Source organism: Halomonas sp. OfavH-34-E, assembly GCF_024124525.1.
In the GTDB taxonomy this organism is placed as follows: Bacteria; Pseudomonadota; Gammaproteobacteria; order Pseudomonadales; family Halomonadaceae; genus Halomonas; species Halomonas litopenaei.
Genome location: NZ_JAMXRY010000003.1, coordinates 127,842 through 151,509, shown reverse-complemented (window position 1 = coordinate 151,509; position 23,668 = coordinate 127,842). Strand labels below are relative to the sequence as shown.

Sequence of the window (23,668 nt, the reverse complement as noted above, 5' to 3'; positions counted from 1 at the left end):
CGACTGGATACGACCCGATACGAATAGTGCCCCCCCCCTGGTGCGCCGGGGCCAGGGGGTCTAGACGGCTTCGGCGCCGGACGCCTCGGCGGGGAACACGAATACCTGGGCCGGGTCGAGACTGACCTGCACGGCCTGGCCTTCCCTCGGCAGAAAGACCCCGGGTACCCGGGCGTGCATGTGGGCCTCCTGGCCATCGATACCGTGCACGCAGAGGTGCAGCAGACTGCAACGCCCCAGCAGTCGTGCCATCAGCACGTGGCTGTGGTGGGCGTGCTGGCCGTCGCTCTCGATCTCCACCACCCTGAGCGCCTCCGGGCGCATCAGCACCTGGGCGCGGGCGCCGTCAGGCAGGTCGGTGGCGACGGGTCCCACCGCGGTATGCACATAGCCACGCTGGGCGACGCCTTCCAGGCGATTGACGTCCCCGAAGAAGGTCACCACGAAGGGGTCGGCCGGCGCGCAGTAGAGCTCTTCCGGCGTGCCTACCTGCACCACCCGACCATCGCGCATCAGCACGATGCGATCGGCCATGAACATCGCCTCTTCGGGGTCATGGGTCACCAGTAGGGTGCCGGCGCCCACCTGCTTGAGCACGTGCAGGGTGTCATCGCGGATACGGTCCCTGAGACGCGCGTCGAGGCTCGAGAAAGGCTCGTCCAGCAGCATCAATTGCGGCGAGGGCGCCAGGGCCCTGGCCAGGGCCACCCGCTGCTGCTGGCCACCGGACAGGGTGTGCGGGAAGGCCTCGGAGTAGCCGTCCATACCCAGCTGAGCGAGCAGTTCCAGGGCTCGTTCACGGCGCGCCCGCGCCGGCATCCCCTTGAGCCCGAAGGTCACGTTGTCGAGCACGCTCAAGTGGGGAAACAGTGCCGATTCCTGGAAGGCCAGCCCCACGCTGCGCTTCTCCGGCGGCACGTGGGGGCGCCCCGGTGCGGCCAGGGTCTGGCCGTCGAACTTGAGCTCCCCCTGCTGCAACGCCTCGAGTCCGGCGACGATGCGAAGCAGCGTCGTCTTGCCACAGCCCGACGGCCCGAGCAGGCACACCACCTCGCCCGGCGCGATGTCGAAGGAGGCGTCGCTGACGGCAAGCTTGCTGTCGTATCGATGCTGGATATTGCGCACAGCCAGCAGAGGATCGGCGACAACGCCTTCCTCGAAGGTCTGCTCGGAAACGGTGGCGGAGCTGGCAAGGTGTGAGGTCATGGAGGGGATCGCGTGTCGAAGGTCGGATGGACGACGGCGAAAGCCGATGGATTGGCCATGGTAACGCGAATCCTTTCGACACGCCTTCTCCTTTGCCTGTGCGATATCTCCCGCTCCAACAGGTCAGCCTCGCAGTTCTGCCGGCTCCCGAAGCAGCGGGTGCCAGGGGGCGCAGCGCGAGGCTGGAGCGCCCGATGGTCGGAGGTATCCGCCCCCGACGCAGCCCCCGTCAGTACATCGATCGTGCCCCCTCCACTATGCCGAGAGAAGCACCCTGCATCAGCCCAAGGAGGCACAGTGATTGACGCCGTGCCCGGGAGGTCGTTCAATACGGACACCGAATGACACGTATTATCATTCCATCCGCCACTCGAGGTCTCCGATGTCCAACGTCTCTCGTCTTGCCATCGCCATCGCCCTGGCCGGCGCTTCCGGTCTCGCCTACGCCGACGGCAGCGTCAATGTGTACTCGGCACGTCACTACGACTCCGACCAGGCCATGTACGACGCCTTCACCGAACAGACCGGCATCGAGGTCAACGTGCTGCAGGGCGATTCCGACCAGCTCATCCAGCGCATCAAGCGCGAGGGCGAGGCCAGCCCCGCCGACATCATGATGACCGTGGACGCCGGCCGCCTGTGGCGCGCCGAGGAGGAAGGCATCTTCGCGCCGGTGGACTCCGAGGTGCTCAACGAGCGCCTGCCCGAGAGCATGCGCCACCCCGAAGGCGACTGGTTCGGCTTCAGCCAGCGCGTGCGGGCGATCTTCTACAACCCCGAGACCATCGAGCCCGAGCAGGTCGACAGCTACGAGAAGCTGGCGGACCCCAGCCTCAAGGGCAAGATCTGCATCCGTTCCTCCAACAACATCTACAACCAGTCACTGCTGGCCTCGATGGTCGAGCACCACGGTGAGGAAGGTGCCGAAGAGTGGGCCCAGGGCGTGGTCGACAACATGGCTCGCGACCCCGAGGGTGGCGACCGCGACCAGATCAAGGGCGTAGCCAGCGGCGAGTGCGACGTGGCGGTGGCCAACCACTACTACTACGTGCGTCTGCTGACCTCCGACGACGCCGACGAGCGCGAGGCCGCCGAAAGCGTGCAGATCCTGTTCCCCAACCAGGATGACCGTGGTGCCCACGTCAACGTCGGTGGTGCCGGCCTGGTCAAGGGTGCACCTAACCACGACAACGCCGTCGCCTTCCTCGAGTTCCTGGCCTCCGACGAAGCTCAGGAACTGTTCGCCGTGGGCAACCACGAATTCCCGGTGGTCGAGGGCGTCGCCGTGGACGAGGTACTCGGCTCCTGGGGCGAGTTCAAGAAGGACGAAGTCAACGTCAGCGTGCTGGGCGAGAACAACCCGGAAGCGGTCAAGATCTTCGATCGCGTCGGCTGGCGTTAAGCCCGTCCACGCCAGGCCCTCGCCGCTGGCGAGGGCCTGCGCAAGCAGCACAAACGCCAAGGCCACAACGACAGGGCCCGTGCCGATCGGCACGGGCCCTGTCGTTGGTGCAGCCAATGGACCCGTCATGGGCCCAACAGCGGCAGTCAGCCGTCGGTGGACTCCAGACGCAGGTCATCCGGGTGCTGCCACACATCCAGGCTGCCCATACGGCGGCCGCGGTCGTTGAGGAAGGTTTCCAGCGTCACGGTGGTGTCGCTGCCGGCCCTGGAGAAGACCAGACGATCGGACGTCTCGCGGGTGGAGGTCCAGTCACTGCCCAGGCACTGGCCAAGGGCCTCACCACCGGCCACCAGGGCACCACGTGGGTCGTCACTGTCCATCCGTCCGAAACAGGAGTAGTGATCCGGGCGCTGCGCCGAGGTGATCAGACAGGAGTCGTGGAAGGCCTGGACATCGGTTTCCCAGCTGCGGGTCAGCCGAGTGTCGTCGAAGCGTCCCTTGATGTCGGTGAAATCATTGTCGGCACTGGCCACGGCCTGATTGAGGGCGTCGCAGTCGAACATCTCGGCCGCCGTCTGCGGTTGTGAGGTCGACGCACAGCCACCCAGTGTCAGCATGGCCACAGCGGCCCATCCCATCTTTCCCCGTGTCATATCCTTGTCTCCGGCAGTGAGGCCGTGGCAACCACGACCAGATAAGCAATCCATGACCGACACCATAGCACCCGCAGTGCCATCTCGGCAGTCTGAAGACCTACTTCGCGTGACGCGAGTGACTAGGCGCTGTCCGAAAAGTCGACGAGCGAAGGTTAGACAAGGCAAAAATCGGTGAGAAAGCGCAGTTTACGGGGTGTAAATGAGCATTTTGATCCGATTTTTAACGCCGTATTACCGAGCGCAGGCACTTTTCAGACAAGCCCTAGACGGTGGTGGCGACATCCAGTTCCTTCAGCGCCTCATCCAGCATTTCGGCGAATACGGCGATGGCCAGAGGCAGCGGACGATCCTTGGCCACACACATTTCCAACTGTGCCGCAGCGATACCGCGATCCCGCAAAGGCACAAAGACAAGCTCCCCCTCGGCCAGTTCACGTGTCACATCCAGCGGATTGAGAAACGCCACCCCCACGCCCTCTCTGGCGAGCGACTTCATGCTCAGGATGCGGCCACACGCGGCAACGGCGGAGAGCCGCACGTCCTGAGTGGACAGCGCGCGTTCCAGAGTAGAGCCACGAAACATTGCCTGGTCCGGCAAGATCACCGGGACGTTCTCGAAATCCTTGAGGCGCAGCTCGCTCGCCCTGGCCAGAGCGTGCCACGGCGCCATGACCGCCCCGAAACGCAATTCGAGCCGGCGCAGGGTACGCAGGCGGGGATTGGACGGCGGATTGATGCAAAGTCCGATGTCAGCCTCTCCCGACAGGATAGCGTCGATGATGGGGTCGGTAAGATCGGTGGACAGGTCGAAACGCACACGAGGATAGCGCTCCATGAAGCGCCGAATGGTCACCGGCAGCAGGCGGTCGGTCACTGACTCCACCGACGCGACCCGCACCTCACTGGTACCGGTGCCACGGATATCGTCCAGCCCCCCCAGCAGCTGACGTTCGTCCCGCTGCCACTGTCGCACCTGATAGACCAGCAGCTCGCCCGCCGAGGACAGGCGCAGGCCGCGGGGAAGCCGCTCAAACAGCGGTACGCCAAGCTCGTCCTCCAGCTTGAGGATCTGGCGATTGACCGCCGAGGCCGCCACATGGAGGTGGTCTGCGGCCCTGCGGATCGACCCTTGTCGGGCAACCTCATCGAAATAGCGTAGCGCGGTGGTCATCAAGGGCACGCGGAGTCTCCTGATTCGTCAGACCATGGCTGGCTCACTAATCGTTGCCATTTCGGCAACACATCTCACGAAAAACGATGATAGACGCGCACACTGACTCAGCGCTAGCTTTCCTCTGAAACCTGCTGAAGAAACGCGATTCGACAAACACCTGGACGCACACTCTTGAACGACAACAACAATGAGGCCACCCATGTCTTCTCCTCTTCACACCGATTCCGTCGATCCGGTGGATGAACGGCTGCCACTGAAGGCTGCCATCCTCTACGGCTTGCAGCACGTATTGGTGATGGCAGCCGCACCGATCACGGCGGTCTTCCTGGTCGGCCAGGCGCTGGGCTTCGGGCCTGACGTCACGGTACCGCTGATGAGCGCCACCTTCCTCGCCTGTGGCCTCGGCACCCTGCTGCAATCCATCGGGGTACTGGGCTTCGGTGCGAGACTCCCGTTCGTGCAGGTACCTGGCGGTGCCCCCATCGTCATTTTTCTGGCGATCGCCCAGGCCACCGATATCCAGACCGCCACCGGTGCGGTGATTCTGACCGCCTTGTTCTACTTTCTGGCACTGCCCTTCTTCACCCGAGTTCTCCGCTTCTTTCCGCCCATCGTGATCGGCACCATGCTGCTGCTGGTGGCCATCAACCTGGTCAAGATCTTCGGTGGCCTCATCGCCGGGCGCCCTGACAGCCCCGACTTCGCTGCCCCTTCGACCATTCTGCTGGCGCTGGCCACCATCGCCTGCATCGTCGTGAGTGCCAGAGTGTTTACCGGCGCCCTGCGTCGCATCTCGGTGATGATCGGGCTGGTCATGGGTGCGCTGATCGCGGCAGCCTTCGGTCACCTCAGCGTGGCGGGCATCCTCGATGGCCCCTTGATCGCCCTGCCCCAGCTCTTTCCTTTCGGCATGCCCAAGTTCGACCTGCTGGCGTCGCTGCCGCTGATCATCTTCAGCGTGGTGTCGATGACCGAGGCCACCGGCCAGACCATGGCCACCGCCGAAATCGTCGGCAAGCGAGGCGATGCCAAGGCCCTGGTTCCCAGGAACATTCGCGCCGACGCCCTGGGCTCGCTGTTCGGCGGCTGCCTCGGCACCTCGCTGATCATCACCAGCGGCGAGAATATCGGCATCATCCGGGCCACTGGCGTGCGCTCGCGCTATGTCACCATCGCCGCCGGCTGTCTGCTGATCCTGCTGGCCATGCTGGCACCTCTGGGCCGACTGGCCGCCACCCTGCCGACACCGGTGGTGGCCGGCACCGCCGTCATCGTCTTCGCCATTATCGGGGTCATGGGCATCAATATCCTGCGCCGCGTCGACTTCAATGAGCACGGCAACCTCTTCACGCTGGCCTCGGCGCTGGCCATGGGTCTGCTGCCGATCGTTGTACCGGGCTTCTACTCAGCCTTCCCGACCCACCTGCAGATCATCCTGGGTAATGGACTGGCCATGGGCACTCTCACCGCGGTGATCGTCAACCTGGCCTTCTACCACCTGGGCAGCGGCAACAGCGCCCGAGAGACTCAGCCCACCCACACCGAAGCTCCGGAGACAGATTCATGACGCTCGATCAGCAACTGCGCCAGCGACTCTCGGCCAGCGAGCTGCTGCTGTGCCCTGGCGAACTGCTCGCGAATGGAAGCATTCAGCGTGACATGGGAGTCGTGACGAGCGCCGGGCGCTTCATCGATATCGGACCCAAGGAAGCCCTGATCGCCCGTCATCCGACGTTGCCCCCGATCGACCTGCCGGGACACCTGATGATGCCGGGGTTCGTCGACAGCCACCATCACCTGACCCAGTCACTGGGCAAGTCGCTGGTGTTCGGGGAGCCCTCCGAAATCTTTCGACGCATCTGGGTGCCGCTGGAGTCCAGCCTGGACGAGCGACTGCTTCACTTGTCGTCCAAACTGGCGGCACTCGAGGCCTTGCGCGGAGGCTTTACGACTGCGGTGGACGCGGGCACCCGCAGTGCGGGGGAAATCGGCGCACTCGCCAAGGCGGCCGAAGAGAGCGGGCTTCGCTGCGTGCTCGGCATGATCTGCAATGATCGGGGCGGTAGCGGTTCGCCCCAGCAACGCAACGCCATCCTCGACCGTGCCGTGGCCCACCTGGCGGACTACCGCGACCACGCGTTGATCCATCCATCCCTGGCAATTTCCATTCCCGAAGCGGCCAGCGACGATATGCTCAATGACGTCGCCACGCTATGCCGCGACAAGGAAGCGATCTTCCAGAGCCACGTCAACGAGCACCTCCAGGCGGTCGAACGTTCTCTGGTAACGCGCTCACAGCGGCCGCTGGAGCATCTGCATGCGGTGGGCGCACTCGGCCCACAGACCCTGATCGCCCACGCCACCCTGGTCACGCCAGACGAACTCAATCTGCTGCGAGATACCGATACCGCGGTGGCCTTCAATCCGGTCGCCAGCAGCTGGAAAGGCAACGCGGTGGCGCCCGCCCTGCAGATGGCGGCGCTTGGCATCCGTTTCGGGCTCGGTACAGACGGGACCCGCAGTGACGGCTTTCGCCTGATGGATGCAGCCGAGACCAGCCAGCGAATGGCCTTCGGTCTGGCTACCGGCGACAGCTCCTGCGGCGGTGGCTGGCGCTGGCTGGAACACGCTACCCTGGGCAGCGCCGAGTGCTGCGGGCTTGGCAGCATCACCGGCGACATCACTGTGGATAAAGCCGCCGACTTCCTGCTGGTGGATCTCGAGGTGCCTGAGATGACGCCTTCCTGGGACCGGCCCTGGGAACTTGTGCGCTACGGCAATCGGGATCAGATCGAAGCCGTGTTCACCGCTGGCCAACTGAGACTCTGGCAAGGCTGGCCAGTGGACTGGGACGCACGGGCACTGCTTGCTGAAGTCCGCGAGGTGGCTCCCGCCGCCATCAACAAGGCACCGATCCAGCGGGTCCATCCGACCTCCGAGGTGCATCGCGAGCGCCATGGAAAAGCTGGTGAAGCGACGCCCTCAAGGCAGCGAGGCAATGGGGAGCCCCGATGCTGACGACCACTACCTATGCGATCGCCGCCGTGGCCACCCTGCTGGCGTCCTTCGTCCAGGGAGCCATCGGTATCGGTTTCGCGCTGATTGTGGCCCCGGTGCTGGGAATTCTGGCACCGACTCTGCTGCCGGTGGCACTGCTGGTCCTGATGCTTCCGCTGAATCTGCTGGTGGCGCTGCGCGAGCGCGAGGCCATCGATTGGCGCGGCAGCGCCTGGATCAGCGCTGGACGATTGCCAGGCACCCTGGCCGGGCTCGCCGTGTTGATGGTGCTGAGCACTCAGGGGCTCAACCAGTTGATCGGAGCGTCCACCGTGCTCGCGGTGCTGGTCGCCCTCTTTGCTCCGGTGTTTCGACCGGGCACCGGCGCCTGCCTCACGGTGGGTGCCATCACCGGTGTCACCGAAACCGCCACCGGGGTCGGTGGCCCTCCCCTGGCCCTGCTCTACCAGCATCGACCGGGTCCCGAGCTGCGTTCCACCATTGCCTGCTGCTTCGTGGTCGGCGAAGTGCTGTCACTGTTGATTCTCGCCATGGCAGGTGCCGTGCAACAGACACAGCTGTGGTGGGCGCTCGCTCTTCTTCCCCCCCTGCTGATCGGTACCGTCTTGAGCCGAATCATGCACCAGCGTCTGGATGCGAAACGCCTGCGTCAGGGGGTCCTGTTGTTTGCGCTACTCTCCGGGCTGTTCCTGATGGTGCCGCGATAGCCAGCGTCTGTCTTTTGCGCGAGCGATCAGGAAGGCTAAGCTGACAGGGCCACTTCTCGCTCAAGGATAGGGAATGTCCGCCATCTTGCTCTGGACGCTGGTCGCCATCATCGCCACCGCCATCATCTGGAAGGGCAGCGGTCTGCTCGAACGCTCGAGCCAGCGCCTGTCGGCCTACTACCGGCTGCCGGAAATCGTTCAGGGCGCCATCGTGGTGGCGGTGGGCTCGAGCTTCCCGGAGCTGTCCACCACCGTCATCTCGACCCTGGTCCACGGCGAGTTCGAGCTCGGTGTGGCGGCCATCGTCGGCTCGGCGCTGTTCAATATTCTGGTGATTCCCGGGCTCAGCGGGCTGGCCTCGAAGTCACCGCTTCAGGCCAATCGCGACCTGGTCTACAAGGAAGCCCAGTTCTACATGATCGCGGTGGCGGTGCTGACCCTGACCTTCGCCTTCGCCGCCATCTACCACCCGGTGGAGACCTCGCCCCAGGGCGGCAGCATCCAGGGCGAGATGACCCGCTGGCTGGCCTTGATGCCGGTAGCCCTGTACGGGCTCTACCTATTTGTGCAGTACCAGGACACTCTGGATCATGAATCCGACGAGGACGTCAGCGACATCCGCCCGGGACGAGAGTGGGGACGACTGGCGCTGTCGCTGGTGGTCATCGTGGTCGGCGTCGAGGGGCTGGTGCGCGCGGCGATCAACTTCGGCGAGATCTTCGGCACCCCGAGTTTCCTGTGGGGCATCACCGTGGTCGCGGCCGGCACCTCGATTCCCGATGCCTTCGTCTCCATCCGCGCCGCACGCCAGGGACGCGGCGTCACCAGCATCGCCAATGTGCTCGGCAGCAACACCTTCGACCTGCTGGTGTGCATCCCGGCAGGCGTGCTGATCGCCGGTACCGCGGTGATCGACTTCTCGCTGGCGGCGCCGATGATGGCCGCGCTGACCTTCGCCACGGTGCTGCTGTTTCTGATGATGCGCACCCACATGATCCTGTCGCGGCGCGAGTCGATCTGTCTGCTGGTGGTCTACGCGGCCTTCGTGGTGTGGGTCTCGCTCGAGTCCTTCGGCACCATCGACCTGGTGCCGCACCTGCCGCCATCGGGCGCTGTCAGCGCCCACGCCACGACTGGATAGCGATGACACTAGGCGCCCAGACGATCCGCCAGGTCAATCAACGAACTCGCATGAATATCGTTGTCGGGTGAGCCATCCACCGCCTTGGGTGCGTCTTCGCCGAACTCATGGGGACGCTCGATGTAGGCGGTCTTGAGGCCGCAGCGGCGGGCGGCGTCGAGGTCGTCCTGGTGGGCGGCCACCAGCATCACCTCCTCGGGGGCCACCTCGAAGACCTCGGCCACTCCCAGGTAGGTGTCGGGATGGGGCTTGTAGGCGCGAAAGACCTCGGCGGACAGGATCAGGTCCCAGGGCAGGCCGGCGTGCTTGGCCATATTGGCGAGCAGCCCCAGGTTGCCATTGGACAGGGTGCACAGGGTATAGCCGCGCTTGAGCCGTGACAGCCCCTCGACGCTGTCGGGCCAGGGCGCCAGACGATGCCAGGCGCGGTTGAGATGGGCCCTGCCCGCCTCGTCCAGTGCCAGCCGGTGGCGATCGAGCAGCTCATCGAGAATCATCCGATGCAAGTCGTCGATACGCGTCCAGCCAAGCTCGCCGGACATCACCCTGTCCATGGCCGGCCGATAGCCCGCGCGCCAGGCTCTGGCGAAGTCCGCGGGCGTCATCGATGCCGCTGCGCCTGGCGACGTGAGCAAACCCAGCGCCTCGACCTCCCGGGCGATGCTCCCGTGCCAGTCGACCACGGTGCCGAAGATATCGAAGGCGAGTATCTGCGGGCGTACAGGTGTTGTCGTCATCGTCGCTCTCCTTGTTTCGCGGCCGGTGGGTCTTATCCGAAGTCGTAGCGGTACCCTACGTCGGGTACCAAGGCTTGGCCTAGCGCTTTGGGTCTGCCGCCCCGGGCGCCAACCTCGCCCTGAGCGACTCGGCAAGAAAGTCGATAAACAGGCGTATACGCACGACCTGACGCATGTCCTGGTGGGCCAACAGCCACAGGTCGACCGCCAACGCCTCCAACTCATCTCCCACCTGTTTCAAGCCGACATCAGCATCGCCCAGATAACGAGGAAGCACCACCGCCCCCAAGCCACGCCTGGCGGCCTGCTGCCGCCCCAGCAGGCTATCGCAACGGAAGCGGACCATCGCTTGCTCGACCTTGTCTTCCATCCAAGCCGCCAGCGCCGCATCGTCGGGGCGCTGTCCCTGATCAATCCAGGCGGTAATATCGCCCGGCTCGGAGATGTCGCCATCGCGAGCCACGTAGATCGCCTGGCGGATCGAACCGACTCGCCGACCGACCAACGTCTCGGGTGGCTGGTTGGAGGGCCGAATCGCCACCTCGGCGTCGCGAGCAGCCAGATCATAGAGGGCATTGGAGACCGAGACATCAAGCACGATGGCGGGATGGCATTGCTGGAACGCCTCGAATACCGGCATCAGCAGCCCCTGCAGCAAGGAGTCTGTCAGGGTGACGCGAATGACGCCCTCCAGCCGTTGATCCCTCCCCTGGATGCGGCGCGTCACCCCTTCTACCTCCTGGTGCACGCGCGCTGCCGCCTGCGCCATCTCTTCCCCCGCCAAGGTGGGCTGGTAACCGCCGGGTGAGCGCTCGAACAACAGCACGCCAAGGCGCCGCTCGATGTTTCGCAGGCGCCGAAACACGGTGGCGTGGCTGACGCCAAGCTGGCGTGCCGCCCCTGAGAGAGAGCCCGAGCGCGAAATCTCGAGCACCGTCCTCAAGTCGTCCCAACTGTTCATTTTTGCAAAGCCTACTGACAAGAATAGGGAATTTCGTTGCACAAGTGTAAGGCATAGCCTGAACCACACCCACCGCAACGGAGTCGACCATGAATGTCCTGATCGTTCACTGTCACCCTGAACCCCACTCCTTGAACGGCGCCTTGACCGCCATCACCGCCGACACTCTGACCTCCCAGGGCCATAAGGTGGTCATCAGCGACCTGTACGCTGAAGGCTTCGATGCCATTGAACACCCTCGCCACTATCGCAATCGCCAGGATTCGCAGGTGTTTAGTGCACTGACGGAACAACGCCATGCCTTCGAAGAAGGACAGCTTCCCGAGGATGTCGCAAGAGAAATCCAACGGCTGGAACAGGCAGAGCTGGTGATTTTTCAGTTTCCACTGTGGTGGCATGGACCACCGGCCATGCTCAAGGGCTGGTTCGATCGCGTGATGGTGTACGGAGGGATGTACTCTGGAAGTCGCCGCTATGATCACGGGCGACTCAAGGGCAAACGCGCTATCTGCGCGGTGACGACAGGATCGCCGGCGGAAGCCTTCGAGCCCGCCGGCAGAGCGGGAGACATTGTTCGGCTGATGTACCCCTTCCACTGTTCCCTGTATTACCTGGGCCTCGAAGTGCTGCCACCACAGCTCGCCTTCGGCATCCAGGGCGGCGGCCTCGCCTATCAGGAGGAGACCGCATTCTGCCGGCACCTCGAAAGCACCAAGGCCGACTGGCGGGCCAGGCTCAAGGGCCTGGAAGGGGAGTCGACGATCCCCTTCTCAGGGTGGGATGACTGGGACGAGCAAGGTCGGCTGGGGCTGCGTCATCCTCTGCGATGGCGATAGAAGCTCCGACTCGGCACTCCAGCATCCGCGGCAACGCCTTAGTGCGCTTCGTCCCAGTTGTCACCGCACTCGGCCTCGACGATCAGCGGCACGTCGAGGCTGGCGGCGTTCTGCATGCGCGTCTTGACCTCTTCCATGAAGGTCTCGGCCTGGTCCTCTCTGACCTCGAATACCAGTTCGTCATGGACCTGCATCACCATCCAGGCGTCGAAGCCGTCGCTGCCGGCCTGGTCTGCGAGCCAGGCGTCCATATCGATCATCGCGCGCTTGATGATGTCCGCCGCGGTGCCCTGCATCGGTGCGTTGATGGCGGTACGCTCGGCGCCCTGGCGCCGGGCACGGTTCTGGGAGTGGATCTCCGGCAGGTAGAGCCGGCGTCCGAACACGGTCTCGACGTAGCCGTCTTCGGCGGCCTGGGCGCGGATGCGCTCCATATAGCGGGCGACTCCGGGATAACGATCGAAGTAGCGGTCGATATAGGTCTTGGCCTGGCTCTGCTCGATATGCAGCTGGCGGCCCAGGCCCCAGGCGCTCATGCCGTAGATCAGGCCGAAGTTGATCGCCTTGGCGCTGCGCCGCTGCTCGCCGTTGACCTTGTCCAGGGCCACCCCGAACACCTCGGCGGCGGTGGCGGCGTGGATGTCCTTGTCCTCGGCGAAGGCTGACAACAGGCCCTTGTCGCCGGACAGGTGGGCCATGATGCGCAGCTCGATCTGGGAGTAGTCCGCCGCCACGATGCGATAGCCCGGGCGTGCCACGAAGGCCTGGCGGATGCGCCGTCCCTCGTCGGTACGAATCGGAATATTCTGCAGGTTGGGGTCGGAAGACGACAGCCGCCCGGTGGCGGTCACCGCCTGGTGGTAGCTGGTGTGGACCCGGCCGGTGGCCTTGTTGACCAGCTTCGGCAGCTTGTCGGTGTAGGTCGAGCGCAGCTTGGACAGGCCGCGATGCTCGATGATCACCTTGGGCAGCGGGTAGTCCAGCGCCAGCTCCTCGAGCACCGCCTCGGCGGTGGAGGGCGCGCCCTTGGGGGTCTTCTTGATCACCGGGATGCCCTGCTCCTCGAACAGGATCTGGCCAAGCTGCTTGGGCGAGCCCAGGTTGAATTCGCGCCCGGCAAGCTCATAGGCGCGGGCCTCGAGCTCGCGAATACGCTCGCCCAGCTCCCGGCTCTGGGTATGCAGAAGCTCCGCGTCCAGCGCCACACCGTTACGCTCCATGCGCGACAGCACGCGCACCAGCGGGCGTTCGAGCTCGTCGAGGACCTCGGCCAGACGGCCGGTGTCGTCCACTCGCGGGCGCAGCGTCTGGTGCAGCCGCAGGGTGATGTCGACGTCCTCGCAGGCGTAGGGCGCCGCCTGTTCCAGGGCGATCTGGTTGAAGGTCAGCTGCTTGGCGCCCTTGCCGGCGATATCCTCGAACTTGACGGTGCCCTCGCCCAGGTACTTGAGCGCCAGCGAGTCCATGTCGTGGCGGGTGGCGGTGGAGTCGAGCACATAGGACTCGAGCATGGTGTCTACCAGAGGCCCCTTGACCGGGATGTCGTAGCGCGCCAGCACCGAGATATCGTACTTGAGATTCTGGCCGATCTTGGCGATCGCCTCGTCGGCCAGCACCGGCGCCAGCGCCTCGAGCACCGCCTTGCGATCGAGCTGGGCCGGGGCGTCGAGATAGTCGTGGCCCAGCGGAATGTAGGCCGCCTCACCGGGCGTCAGGCACAGGCCGACACCGACGATGTCGGCCTCCATGTAGTTGAGGCTGGTAGTTTCCAGATCGAAGCAGAAAGCCTCGGCAGCGGCCAGTCGCTCAAGCCAGGCGTCCAGCTCGGCCTGTTCGAGGATCACCGTATCCTGACGCTCGCTGGAGGGCGTCGCCTGGGCCTTGTTCTTGTTATCGCCTTCGCCTCCGTTGTCCCCCTCGGGGGTGGCGGAACCACCGGCGACGTCATCGACGCCTTCGTCCTGGCCGGCCAGCAGCTCCGACAGCCAGTTCTTGAACTCCAGGCGTTGATACAGCGTCTTCAGCGCCTCGCGATCCGGCGCGGCGATGGCCAGATCATCGAGGCCGAGCTCCAGCTCGCAGTCGGTCTTGATGGTCGCCAGTTCGTAGGACAGGTAGGCCTTGTCGCGGTGCTCCTCGAGCTTCTTCGGCAGCGTCTTGGCGCCACGAAACGACAGCGTCTTGACCTTGTCGAGATCGCCGTAGATGACGTCGAGCCCGCCTTCCATGCCCTGCAGCAGGCCGATGGCGGTCTTCTCGCCCACTCCGGGGACTCCGGGGATGTTGTCGACCTTGTCACCCATCAGCGCCAGGTAGTCGATGATCAGCTCCGGCGGCAGGCCGAACTTGTCGTTGACCCCGTCCACGTCGAGGGTCTCGCCCTTCATGGTGTTGACCAGGGTGATATGGCCATTGACCAGCTGGGCCATGTCCTTGTCACCGGTGGAAATCACCGCGTCGCGACCGGCGTCGGTGGCCATCTTCGCCAGGGTGCCGATGACGTCGTCGGCCTCGACCCCCTCGATGCACAACAGTGGCAGGCCGAGCGCACGCACGCACTCGTGCAGTGGCTTCACCTGGGCGCGCAGGTCGTCGGGCATCGGTGGCCGCTGGGCCTTGTACTGGTCGTAGAGCTCGTCGCGGAAGGTCTTGCCCGGGGCGTCGAAGATCACCGCCATGGGACTGTCCGGGTAGTCCTTGATCAGCCGCTTGAGCATGTTGATCACGCCCTTGATGGCGCCGGTGGGCTGACCCTCGGAGGTGGTCAGCGGCGGCAGAGCGTGGAAGGCACGGTACAGATAGGAGGAACCGTCGACGAGAACGATGGGGCTTGAGGCCATGGATCGGCGTCCCTGTAAGGATAAATGACTACGATGCCACCCATGATACGCATCCCTTTCGTCTTTTGCCGGACGCTTTTGCGACCCTCGACGCGGTCACGGCCATCGCCCTGTCCCTGCGTCAGCCCCTGGCCCGCCCCACGCCCGCCCCCTGTGCCGGCCATCAGGCGTCGACCTGGGGCATCGGCCTTGTTCCTTTACTTTGCGAGGGGAACCTGTGCCGACGTATCATGGTCTGATCGAACAGTGTTCCCTTTGCTTTGCCAACCGCTCATTCTCCCATCCTGGAGACCCACCATGACGATCACCCGCATTGCGAGCGCCCTCCTGCTGTCGCTGGCCCTGCTGGCCGCCGCCGCGCCGGTGCTCGCCCAGGCGCAACCCGACATCAGCGTCCGCCAGGAAGCCAACCAGACGCTGCGCGAGTACCGCGTCAACGGCAAGCTGTACGCCATCAAGGTCGAGCCCAAGGATGGCAGCGCCTACTTCCTGGTCGACCGCAACGGCGACGGCAACTTCGAGCGCCAGGGCGGCGACAACGTCGAGATCCCCGGCTGGGTTCGCTGACCCAAGGCCGTTGCCTGGGCGGCGCGCCCGCCGCTGCGTCCCCTAGCTGTTGATGCCCGTCTGGCAAGCGGCGCGAAAGCCCGCTGAGACCACTCCCGTAGATCACGTGCAACTCGGTGCCAAGTCGCTACAATAGGCGCCTTGGCAACCCCGGGCGAGACGATTCATGGCCGTATTCACTCCGCTTGACGACGCACAGGTCGCAGGCTTTCTAAGCCGTTTTGACGTCGGCGAACTGACGAAGCTGCAGGGCGTGCCCGCGGGCACCGAGAACAGCACCTTCTTTGTCACCACCGACCGTCGCGAACTGGTGCTGACGCTGTTCGAGCAGGGAGAGCACGAAGAGCTGCCGTTCTTCGTCGAGCTGCTCGACTTCCTCGACGAGCACCGAATCCCGGTGGCCGGGCCGATTCACGACCGTGACGGTATCGCCCTGCACGAGCTGGCGGGTCGGCCGGCGCTGCTGTTTCCGCGCCTGCCGGGCGCCCATCCCAGCGCGCCCGACGTGACCCAGTGCCGAGCGCTGGGGCAGGCGCTCGGCGAGATGCATCGTGTCTCCCGCCACTTCGGTGGACACCGTCCCAATCCTCGCGATATTCACTGGCTGTCGGCCATGCACCACAAGGTGCTGGTCTACCTCTCGCCCGAGGACCAGGCGCTGATGCAGGACGAGGTCGACGCCTATCAGGCCGCGCTGGAAAGCGCCGAGCCGCTGCCCCAGGGCGCCCTGCACGGCGACCTGTTTCGCGACAACACGCTGTTCGACGGCGAGCGCCTGGGTGGCATCATCGACTTCTACAACGGCTGCACCGGCGACCTGCTGTTCGACCTGGCCATCGTCATCAATGACTGGGCCACCGACGCCGACGGTCGCCTGGTAGCCGAGCGCCACGACGCTCTGCTCGAGGCCTACCTGGCCGAACGCCCGCTGACCGCCACCGAGCGCGAACTGTGGCCGCTGATGCTGCGCCTGACCGCCCTGCGCTACTGGCTGTCTCGCCTGCTGGTAGTCTACGTGGACCCACCGGCCCACGACCTGACCCCCCACGATCCCGAACAGTTCCGGCGCATCCTGCTTGCGCGCCTGGAACATGGAGCCCTGCCCTTGCCAGACATCGAGGCCCGCCCGTGAGCCACAAGCCCGACGCCGACTCCGCCGTGCAACGCGCCCGCCGCACCTGGAACATCGACCAGTGGGGTAGCGGCTACTTTGACGTGGACGAGGACGGACAGGCACTGGTCCGCCCGCTAGGCGAGGTCGAACCCGGCCCCAGCCTGTCGCTGCGTGGCCTGGTCGACCAGATCCGCCAGGCCGGCCTGCGCCTGCCGGTACTGATCCGCTTCACCGATATCCTGCACGACCGGGTCGAGCAGCTGTGCGCGGCCTTCGACCAGGCCATGGCCGAGGAAAACTTCGAGAGCGGCTACACCGCGGTGTACCCGATCAAGGTCAACCAGCAGCGCCGAGTGGTGGAAGAGATCCTCGCCACCAACGAGCGCGGGCGCGACCGGGTTGGCCTGGAGGCCGGCAGCAAGCCGGAACTGCTGGCGGTGCTGGCCCTGTCCGGCGATGGCCCCTCGCTGATCGTGTGCAACGGCTACAAGGATCGCGAGTACATTCGCCTGGCGCTGATGGGCGAGAAGCTCGGCCATCGGGTCTATCTGGTGGTGGAGAAGCTCTCCGAGCTGCCGATGATCCTCGAGGAGGCCGAACGCCTGGGGGTGACCCCGCGCATCGGCCTGCGTGCCCGACTGTCCTCGGTGGGCCGCGGCAAGTGGCAGGACACCGGCGGAGAGAAGTCCAAGTTCGGCCTGACCGCCGGCCAGATCCTGACCGTGGTCGAGCGCCTGACCGAAGCCGGGCGACTCGACAGCCTGCAGCTGGTGCACTTCCACCTGGGCTCCCAGATTGCCAACATCGGTGATATCCAGCGTGGCCTGCGCGAGTGCGCGCGCTTCTACCAGTACCTGCGCCAACTGGGCGCGCCGGTGGACACCGTGGACGTGGGCGGTGGACTTGGGGTCGACTACGAGGGCACCCACTCGCGCAACTTCTGCTCGATCAACTACTCGATGCTCGAGTACGCCCGTAACGTGGTCTACGCCTTCAATCAGGTGTGTGCCGCCGAAGGTCTGCCCCAGCCGCATCTGATCAGTGAATCCGGCCGCGCCCTGACCGCCCACCACGCGGTGCTGATCACCAACGTGATCGGCGAGGAAAGCGTGGACACCGCGCCGCCGACCGAACGCAAGAGCGACGACCCCGAGGTCGAGGCGCTGTGGCGCACCCTGGACTTCCTCAAGCGCGAGCCGGAACCGCGTGGGCTGGTGGAGGCCTGGCACGACCTGATCCAGGACATGGGCGACCTGCACGACCGCTTCGTGCTGGGGGCCGCCGATCTGGCCGCCCGCGCCGAGGGCGAGAGCGTCTACTTCGCCGCCTGCGCCGCCCTGAGGTCACAGCTCGACCCACGCAATCGCGCCCACCGCGAGATCCTCGACGAGCTGGCCGAGAAACTCGCCGACAAGCTGTTCGTCAACTTCTCGCTGTTTCAGTCGATGCCCGACGTCTGGGGCATCAAGCAGATCTTCCCGGTGCTGCCGCTGTCCGGGCTCGACCGTCGCCCAAGCCGCCGTGGAGTGATTCAGGACATCACCTGCGACAGCGATGGGCGCATCGACAGCTACGTCGACGGCCAGGGGGTCGAAACCACCCTGCCGCTGCCGGAGTGGCGCGAAGACGACGAGCGCCTGCTCGGCTTCTTCATGGTCGGCGCCTACCAGGAGATCCTCGGTGATCTGCACAACCTGTTCGGCGACACCGACGCTGTCGACGCCTCGCTGGATCGCGACGGTGGCTGGCGCCTGACCAACCTGCAGTGGGGCGACCGGGTCTCCGACGTACTCGGCTACGTCAACTTCAACGCCGACGTGCTGCGCGAACGGCTCCGGGTCCAGCTCACCCGCAGCAACCTCGACCCACGCGAACAGCGTCACTTCCTCGATGATCTGTCAGAAGGGCTCGACGGCTACACCTACCTGGAGTGAGCCGACCCGCACGCCCCACTCCGTGTGAGCCTTCGCCCGGCGATGCCTACAGGTATCGCCGGGCACCTGCTATTGGGGACTTCAGCTCTTGCGCCTGGCCCACGCTCGTGGCGAGATATGCATCAAGCAAGACACATCTTGACCACAGGAGGACAGCGCCATCGCATCCCCGGCCCCCTACCCCCAAGACTCACAGCCCCGAGACTCACAGCCCAGAATTCCCCCCACCATGATGGCGGTGGTCACCACCGGCAACGGTGGCTACGACAAGCTCAGCTATCAACAAGTCCCGACCCCGACGCCGGGCCCCGGAGAGGTGCTGCTGCGGGTGCTCGCCGCCGGCGTCAACAACACCGAGATCAATACCCGGCTCGGCTGGTACTCCGCCAGCGTCAAGAGCGACACCCGGGCATCGGCGGACGCCTTCGATGACAGCGCCGAGAACGCCGCCGACTCCGAGGATGGCGGCTGGAACGGTGCCACTCCCTTTCCATTGATTCAGGGCACCGACTGCTGTGGCGAGGTAGTGGCCCTGGGTGCGCCGGGAGAGGAAGGTGCCAACGCCTCGGCCACGGCGGACCTGCTGGGTAAGCGGGTACTGGTACGCGCCTGCATGCGCACCAAGGGCTTCGATCACTGGGACTCGGTGTGGATGGCCTCGGACTTCGACGGAGCCTTCGCCCAGTTCGTCAAGGTGCCCGCAAGCGAGATATTCCCGGTGGACTGCAACTGGAGCGACGAGGAACTCGCCACCATCCCCTGCGCCTACGGCACCGCAGAGAACATGCTGCACCGCGCTGGTGTCGGCGCCGGCGACCGGGTGCTGGTCACCGGTGCCTCGGGAGGTGTCGGCTCGGCTGTGGTGCAGTTAGCCAAGCGCCGGGGTGCCCACGTCACGGCGGTGGCGGGCAGCGCCAAGCACGAGGCGATCCGCGCCCTTGGCGCCGACCACCTGCTCGACCGCGACGATGATCTGCTGGCAAGCCTCGGCGAGTCGAGCATCGACGTCGCGGTAGATAACGTTGCGGGCAAGGGCTTTGGCGGGGTGCTGGAGGTGCTCGACCGCGGCGGCCGCTACGTCTCCTCCGGTGCCATCGCAGGGCCGGTGGTGGAGCTCGACATGCGCAAGCTGTACCTCAAGGACGTGCGCCTGATCGGCTCCACCGCCTGGGACGAGCCGATCTTTCCGGACCTGATCGGCTACATCGAGCGCGGCGAGATTCGTCCCCTGCTGGCCAGGACCTTCCCGCTTGCGCAGATCGTCGAGGCCCAGCAGGCCTTTCTCGAGAAGCAGCACGTGGGCAACTTCGTGCTGCTGCCGCCGCCGCTGGACTGACGCCGAAGGCGTCGGGACTGCGGGTTAGCCAAGCGTTAACCGAGCACGCGGGTCTCGAGGGCGTGGCGCTGGCCGCTGGGCAGTGTCAGTTCGAAAGCCAGGCTCGCGCCCTTCTCCAGCTTGCCGACACCGGCCGGGGTGCCGGTCAGCACCACGTCACCCGGGGCCAGGGTGAAGTGCTGGCTCATCTCGGACAGCAGCGCCGGGATCGCGAACAGCATGTCTCGGGCCACGCCGTGCTGGCGACGTTCACCGTTCATGTCGAGGCTGAACTCGATGGCCGACCAGTCGAGCGGCGCCTCGATGGGCACGAAACGCGACAGCGGGCAGGCGCCATCGAAGGCCTTGGCGATCTCCCACGGATGCCCCTTCTTCTTCAGCGCCGACTGGACATCACGCAACGTCAGGTCCAGCGCAAGCCCGACCCCGACCACTGCCGCCTCGGCCTGCTCGGGCGTGGCCTCACGCAGGGTCTCGCCGATCAACAGCGCAAGCTCGGTCTCGAAGTGTACGTCGGAGCGCTCGAAGGGACCGCCGATCGGCTCTTCCAAGGGCACCACACTGGTCGCCGGCTTGATGAACAGCAAGGGTGCGTCGGGTACCGGGTTGTCGAGCTCCTTGGCGTGCTCGGCGTAGTTGCGTCCAACACAGACCACCTTGCCAAGTGGCTGGGAGAAGGCGTCACCGTCAACAAAGCTCGGGACGAGAGACATGGCAGGCTCCTGAAGGCATGAAGAAGGATAGGAAACGACACGGCCCAGCGAACGGGGTCGCGTGGCATGCAAAAAAGGCGCGCCCAAGGCGCGCCTTTCGAGTCTATCCCAGCCATCACGCTCATCGCGAGCGGTGGCGACCGTCGCTTCAGGGATTGAAATCGCTGCCAGGCTCGTGGGCCAGGAAATCCGGGCGACGGCGGTTGGCCGCAAACGGCTCGACGCAGCGGTTGTCGACGCGGTTGTAGACAAAGAAGGCATTGCTGCGCGGATCCGGCGACATGTTGGCGTTGGAGCCATGCAGGGTGTTGCAGTCGAACAGCAACAGCCCACCAGCGCTGCCCTTGGGCGCCTCGATACCGTTGCGATCGATCAGCTGGCGCAGGGCCTCCTGACTCGGCACCCCGATCTCCTGCTTCTGCAGCGACTTCTCGTGGTTGTTGTCCGGCGTCTCGCCGATGCACGGCACGAACACACGATGGGAGCCGGGAATCAGCATCAGCGGACCGTTGAACTCGTGGTTGTCGGTCAGCACGATGGAGGCACTCACCGCGTGCATGTCGGGCATGCCGTCCTCGGCGTGCCAGGTCTCGAAGTCCGAGTGCCAGTTGAAGCCCTTGCCCTCGAAGCCTGGCTTGTAGTTGATGCGCGACTGGTGGACGTAGCTCTCGCCGCCGAGAATCTGGCGAGCGCGGCCGACCAGACGTTCATCATTGGCCAGGTGGGCGAACACCCGGGACAGATAGTGCACGGCGAACAGCGAGCGGATCTCCTTGCCGCTCGGCTCGACGATGCTGTAGTCCTTGCCCCGATAGGCGTCGTTGTCGAGCAATGCCTTGAGCTCTTCGCGAAGGCGTGCGAGCTCTTCGCCACCGAGGAAGCCGGGCTCAAACAGAAAGCCCTTCTGCTCGAACTCGTCGAGTTGCTGCTGGCTCAGCGGCCCCTGGTCGGCGCTGCCCTTGACCACCGGGCCCTGGCGGTCGACCCACAGGCTGTCCATCGGTTCGGGCAATCGCGTCGGGTAGCGGGTGGCGCGAGCTTGGCCGCTGTCGAGCCCGGCGAAACGTTGCCAGTCGAAACGCTGCTGGTCTTGTGGGTCCAGGTTGCTGCGATGCTTGGTTTGCGGATTGGACGATGTCTGCACTTCCATCCGATCACCCTCCCTTGGTATTGATCAGCTTTCAGATTCGAACTCGTACCCGCGGCGCTACTTACCTGTACACCAGCGACTTACCTGTACACCAGCGACGGCCCAGAAATGCTGCGCCACACAGGCGTCACCGACCGTCAAAGGCCATATCACCGACTGCATCAAGGGCAGCATTCAAGGCCACATCACAGGGTGCATCTAAGGCTGCATCCCAAGGTGCATCTAAGGCTGAACTCAAGGCTGCATTCAAGGCTGCATTCAAGGCTGAATTTGAGGTATAGCGCCGCCCTGAAGGAGAAGGCTATCTCCCCGAGCCCAAGCTACAAAAGCCGCCTCTTGAATTCAACCCTTGCACAACTTGCGTCTAACTTTCAGCGATGCGTCACTCCTGCTACCTCGCCGGGGACAGGCTGTGTCTCGGTGAAGTAGCGCCAGGCGCCGGAGCCTGGCAGCGATGTTGGTGCCAGGTAGAGCGGTGCAGCGCCGCGATCCTGGGGGCAGCCAGCGAAGGCGCTACCCGGCAGCAGCAGCCAGTCGTGGCGATTCTGATGGCCGAGGTCGAACCCTTGGCCAAGCTCGCCGCAGTCGATGTCTTCCAGATCCTTGTCCACCACCAGCATCCAGCGCCGCGACGGCGCCTCGGCGAGCCAGGCCATGGCGGCAGGAAGCTCTTGCTCGATGGGCGTCATGTCGCCGAAGTGAACGCTTGGCGTGCGCGCATGCAGCAGGATCTCCTCATCGAAGTTCAACAGCGCGATCTCACCGGCCGGCCCCGCCAGCTCCGCCACCCTGGCCATCATGTCCCGAGGCGAGCGCTCCGGGTCCATCCAGACGTAGCCTTGGGTACTCCACCACCCCCACAGGCACCACAGGAACAGGGTCACGGCGACCAGGCCCCGGCGCGGCCTAAACACAAGCGCCAGGCACAGAGCCAGGCCCCCCAGCGCCAGCCACTCCCACCAGGGAGTGATCCCGCAGCGATGGGCCAGACGCTCCAACGGCGCGACATCGCAGAGCCCTAGAAGGCCCGCCAACCCCAGCAGCCCGCCAAGCAGGATGACGGCTCCAAAGCCCGCGCGATTGAGGCCGATCCGCCTGGCAAGCGCCGGCAGCAGCGGCGCCAGCGCCAGCACCATCAGCGGCAGGGTCGGCAGCATATAGACGCCGCGTTTACCCGGTGACAGCGAGAAGAAGACCACGATCAACACCACGGCGCTTACAGGCAGCAGCGTACGCGCATCACCGCGGCGAATGCGTCGCCACCAGTTGGGAAAGGCCCAGGGGAAGGTCAGCACCAGCGGCATCCAGGCCCAGGGCAGCACCTGGGCGATGTAGTAGTACCAGGGGCGCAGGTGAGCCCAGGCGTCGGCGTAGCGCTCACCGGTCTGCTTGAACAGAATATTGTCACGATAGGCCACCAGGCTTGGGTCGTCGCTCAGGCTGGTGATCAGGATCATCGGCAACCCCCAGGCCAGCACCACCGCGAGCAGGCACCCCAGTCCCTCGAGAAGGTCGCGAAGGCGGAGCGACGTCAGCCGGCCAGCCCCCCTGTTACCGCTGACACCGCCGCGCCCCAACCACCACCAGGCGGGCAGCAGCGCCAGCGGCAGAAAGCCCACCCCCTTGGTCAGGATGCCGGCCCCCATGGCCGCAAAGCCCGCCCGCCACCACCAGCGAGAGGGCCCCAGCAGGGCATGGCGTAACAGTCCGTAGGCGCCCAGGGTGGTAAAGAAGGTCAACAGCATGTCGATCTGGGCGGTCTTGGCCTGCAACACAAACTGCAGGGTCGCCAGGGTGGCAATGCCCGCCAGCAGACCAATGCGCGGGCCGTATAAACGCCGACTCAGATCCACGATCAGCGCCAGGGAGCCGAGCCCGGCCAGCAGCGACGGCAGCAGAAAGCCGATTCGCATCGAGCCGGTCAGCCAGATGCCCAGGGCGCTTGCCCACATGAAGATCGGCGGCTTGTCAGCGTAGAGTTCACCGCCGCGATGGGGGATCCAGAAATCTCCGGTCACCAGCATCTCGATGGCATTCAAGGCGAAACGGGGCTCATCGGCGGGCCAAGGATCGCGCCAGCCGAGACCGAGTGCCAGCAGCAGGACGGCGAAGGCGCAGAAGGCCAGCCAACCGGCCCAGGACAGGCGAAGAGGCATTCTCAAGGGGGGCATGA

The 23,668-nt window shown here is 65.1% G+C and carries 19 protein-coding genes; 10 read left to right on the top strand and 9 right to left on the bottom strand.

Translation table 11 applies throughout. The annotated features are described in order from the left end of the window. Positions 1-60: 60 nt before the first annotated feature. Positions 61-1,206 carry an ABC transporter ATP-binding protein gene (locus NH448_RS02600; RefSeq protein ID WP_045991380.1) on the bottom strand — a complete coding sequence of 382 codons (1,146 nt, stop codon included), beginning with the start codon at positions 1,204-1,206 and terminating at the stop codon, positions 61-63. A 382-nt stretch (positions 1,207-1,588) separates the two neighbouring features. Here NH448_RS02600 and NH448_RS02595 point away from each other — a divergent pair, with 382 nt between their 5' ends. After that, the gene (locus NH448_RS02595; protein WP_108131134.1) at positions 1,589-2,608 is read left to right on the top strand and encodes a Fe(3+) ABC transporter substrate-binding protein; all 1,020 of its coding nucleotides are present in this window, start codon (positions 1,589-1,591) and stop codon (positions 2,606-2,608) included. A gap of 146 nt (positions 2,609-2,754) precedes the next feature. Here the strand turns inward: NH448_RS02595 and NH448_RS02590 are convergent, their stop codons facing one another. Both NH448_RS02590 and NH448_RS02585 read right to left on the bottom strand, forming a co-directional pair. Then, complete coding sequence (locus NH448_RS02590; RefSeq protein WP_253028380.1) at positions 2,755-3,264, bottom strand: hypothetical protein; 510 nt, start codon at positions 3,262-3,264, stop codon at positions 2,755-2,757. Positions 3,265-3,529: 265 nt separating this feature from the next. Further along, positions 3,530-4,438 (bottom strand): LysR family transcriptional regulator, encoded by a 909-nt coding sequence (locus tag NH448_RS02585; protein ID WP_253028383.1) that lies wholly within the window; start codon positions 4,436-4,438, stop codon positions 3,530-3,532. Positions 4,439-4,640: 202 nt separating this feature from the next. Here NH448_RS02585 and NH448_RS02580 point away from each other — a divergent pair, with 202 nt between their 5' ends. The 4 genes from NH448_RS02580 to NH448_RS02565 all read left to right on the top strand — a co-directional run bounded on the left by NH448_RS02580 (position 4,641) and on the right by NH448_RS02565 (position 9,307). After that, a complete protein-coding gene (locus tag NH448_RS02580; RefSeq protein ID WP_108131132.1) occupies positions 4,641-6,008 on the top strand; it encodes a solute carrier family 23 protein in 1,368 nt (455 codons plus the stop codon). Next, positions 6,005-7,459 (top strand): amidohydrolase family protein, encoded by a 1,455-nt coding sequence (locus NH448_RS02575; protein WP_253028379.1) that lies wholly within the window; start codon positions 6,005-6,007, stop codon positions 7,457-7,459. Before NH448_RS02580 ends, NH448_RS02575 begins: the two co-directional genes overlap by 4 nt. Next, complete coding sequence (locus NH448_RS02570) at positions 7,453-8,166, top strand: sulfite exporter TauE/SafE family protein (RefSeq protein ID WP_197037042.1); 714 nt, start codon at positions 7,453-7,455, stop codon at positions 8,164-8,166. The genes NH448_RS02575 and NH448_RS02570 overlap by 7 nt, the downstream gene beginning before the upstream one ends. Positions 8,167-8,239: 73 nt before the next feature. Continuing rightward, positions 8,240-9,307, top strand: coding sequence for a sodium:calcium antiporter (locus NH448_RS02565; RefSeq protein ID WP_124804999.1), 1,068 nt, complete (start codon positions 8,240-8,242; stop codon positions 9,305-9,307). 8 nt (positions 9,308-9,315) lie between these two features. On the opposite strand, the gene NH448_RS02560 is transcribed toward NH448_RS02565, so the two are convergent. Together NH448_RS02560 and NH448_RS02555 are read right to left on the bottom strand one after the other, a co-directional pair. Continuing rightward, positions 9,316-10,044, bottom strand: a complete 729-nt coding sequence (locus NH448_RS02560) for a haloacid dehalogenase type II (protein ID WP_253028378.1) — start codon at positions 10,042-10,044, stop codon at positions 9,316-9,318. A gap of 79 nt (positions 10,045-10,123) precedes the next feature. After that, entirely contained in the window at positions 10,124-11,005 is an 882-nt protein-coding gene (locus tag NH448_RS02555) for a LysR family transcriptional regulator (RefSeq protein ID WP_124805001.1), read from the bottom strand. A gap of 89 nt (positions 11,006-11,094) precedes the next feature. On the opposite strand from NH448_RS02555, the gene NH448_RS02550 reads away from it, so the two are divergent. Further along, on the top strand, positions 11,095-11,841 hold the full coding sequence (locus tag NH448_RS02550) for an NAD(P)H-dependent oxidoreductase (RefSeq protein ID WP_253028377.1): 747 nt from the start codon (positions 11,095-11,097) through the stop codon (positions 11,839-11,841). 38 nt (positions 11,842-11,879) lie between these two features. Here NH448_RS02550 and polA read toward each other — a convergent pair whose 3' ends face one another. After that, complete coding sequence (gene polA, locus NH448_RS02545) at positions 11,880-14,681, bottom strand: DNA polymerase I (RefSeq protein WP_045992629.1); 2,802 nt, start codon at positions 14,679-14,681, stop codon at positions 11,880-11,882. A 297-nt stretch (positions 14,682-14,978) separates the two neighbouring features. Between polA and NH448_RS02540 the strand changes: the two genes are divergently transcribed. From NH448_RS02540 to NH448_RS02525, 4 genes are all read left to right on the top strand, one after another. After that, complete coding sequence (locus tag NH448_RS02540) at positions 14,979-15,248, top strand: DUF2782 domain-containing protein (RefSeq protein ID WP_045992628.1); 270 nt, start codon at positions 14,979-14,981, stop codon at positions 15,246-15,248. Positions 15,249-15,414: 166 nt separating this feature from the next. After that, the gene (locus NH448_RS02535) at positions 15,415-16,380 is read left to right on the top strand and encodes a homoserine kinase (RefSeq protein WP_045992627.1); all 966 of its coding nucleotides are present in this window, start codon (positions 15,415-15,417) and stop codon (positions 16,378-16,380) included. After that, on the top strand, positions 16,377-18,296 hold the full coding sequence (gene speA, locus NH448_RS02530) for a biosynthetic arginine decarboxylase (RefSeq protein ID WP_045992626.1): 1,920 nt from the start codon (positions 16,377-16,379) through the stop codon (positions 18,294-18,296). The genes NH448_RS02535 and speA overlap by 4 nt, the downstream gene beginning before the upstream one ends. Before the next feature lie 229 nt (positions 18,297-18,525). After that, the gene (locus tag NH448_RS02525) at positions 18,526-19,632 is read left to right on the top strand and encodes an alcohol dehydrogenase family protein (protein WP_045992625.1); all 1,107 of its coding nucleotides are present in this window, start codon (positions 18,526-18,528) and stop codon (positions 19,630-19,632) included. A 35-nt stretch (positions 19,633-19,667) separates the two neighbouring features. Here NH448_RS02525 and NH448_RS02520 read toward each other — a convergent pair whose 3' ends face one another. The 3 genes from NH448_RS02520 to NH448_RS02510 all read right to left on the bottom strand — a co-directional run bounded on the left by NH448_RS02520 (position 19,668) and on the right by NH448_RS02510 (position 23,666). Continuing rightward, positions 19,668-20,345 (bottom strand): fumarylacetoacetate hydrolase family protein, encoded by a 678-nt coding sequence (locus NH448_RS02520; protein WP_045992624.1) that lies wholly within the window; start codon positions 20,343-20,345, stop codon positions 19,668-19,670. A 148-nt stretch (positions 20,346-20,493) separates the two neighbouring features. Then, entirely contained in the window at positions 20,494-21,495 is a 1,002-nt protein-coding gene (thpD, locus tag NH448_RS02515) for an ectoine hydroxylase (RefSeq protein WP_083970389.1), read from the bottom strand. Positions 21,496-21,866: 371 nt separating this feature from the next. Continuing rightward, a complete protein-coding gene (locus tag NH448_RS02510) occupies positions 21,867-23,666 on the bottom strand; it encodes a glycosyltransferase family 39 protein (protein WP_083970388.1) in 1,800 nt (599 codons plus the stop codon). Positions 23,667-23,668: the final 2 nt, after the last annotated feature.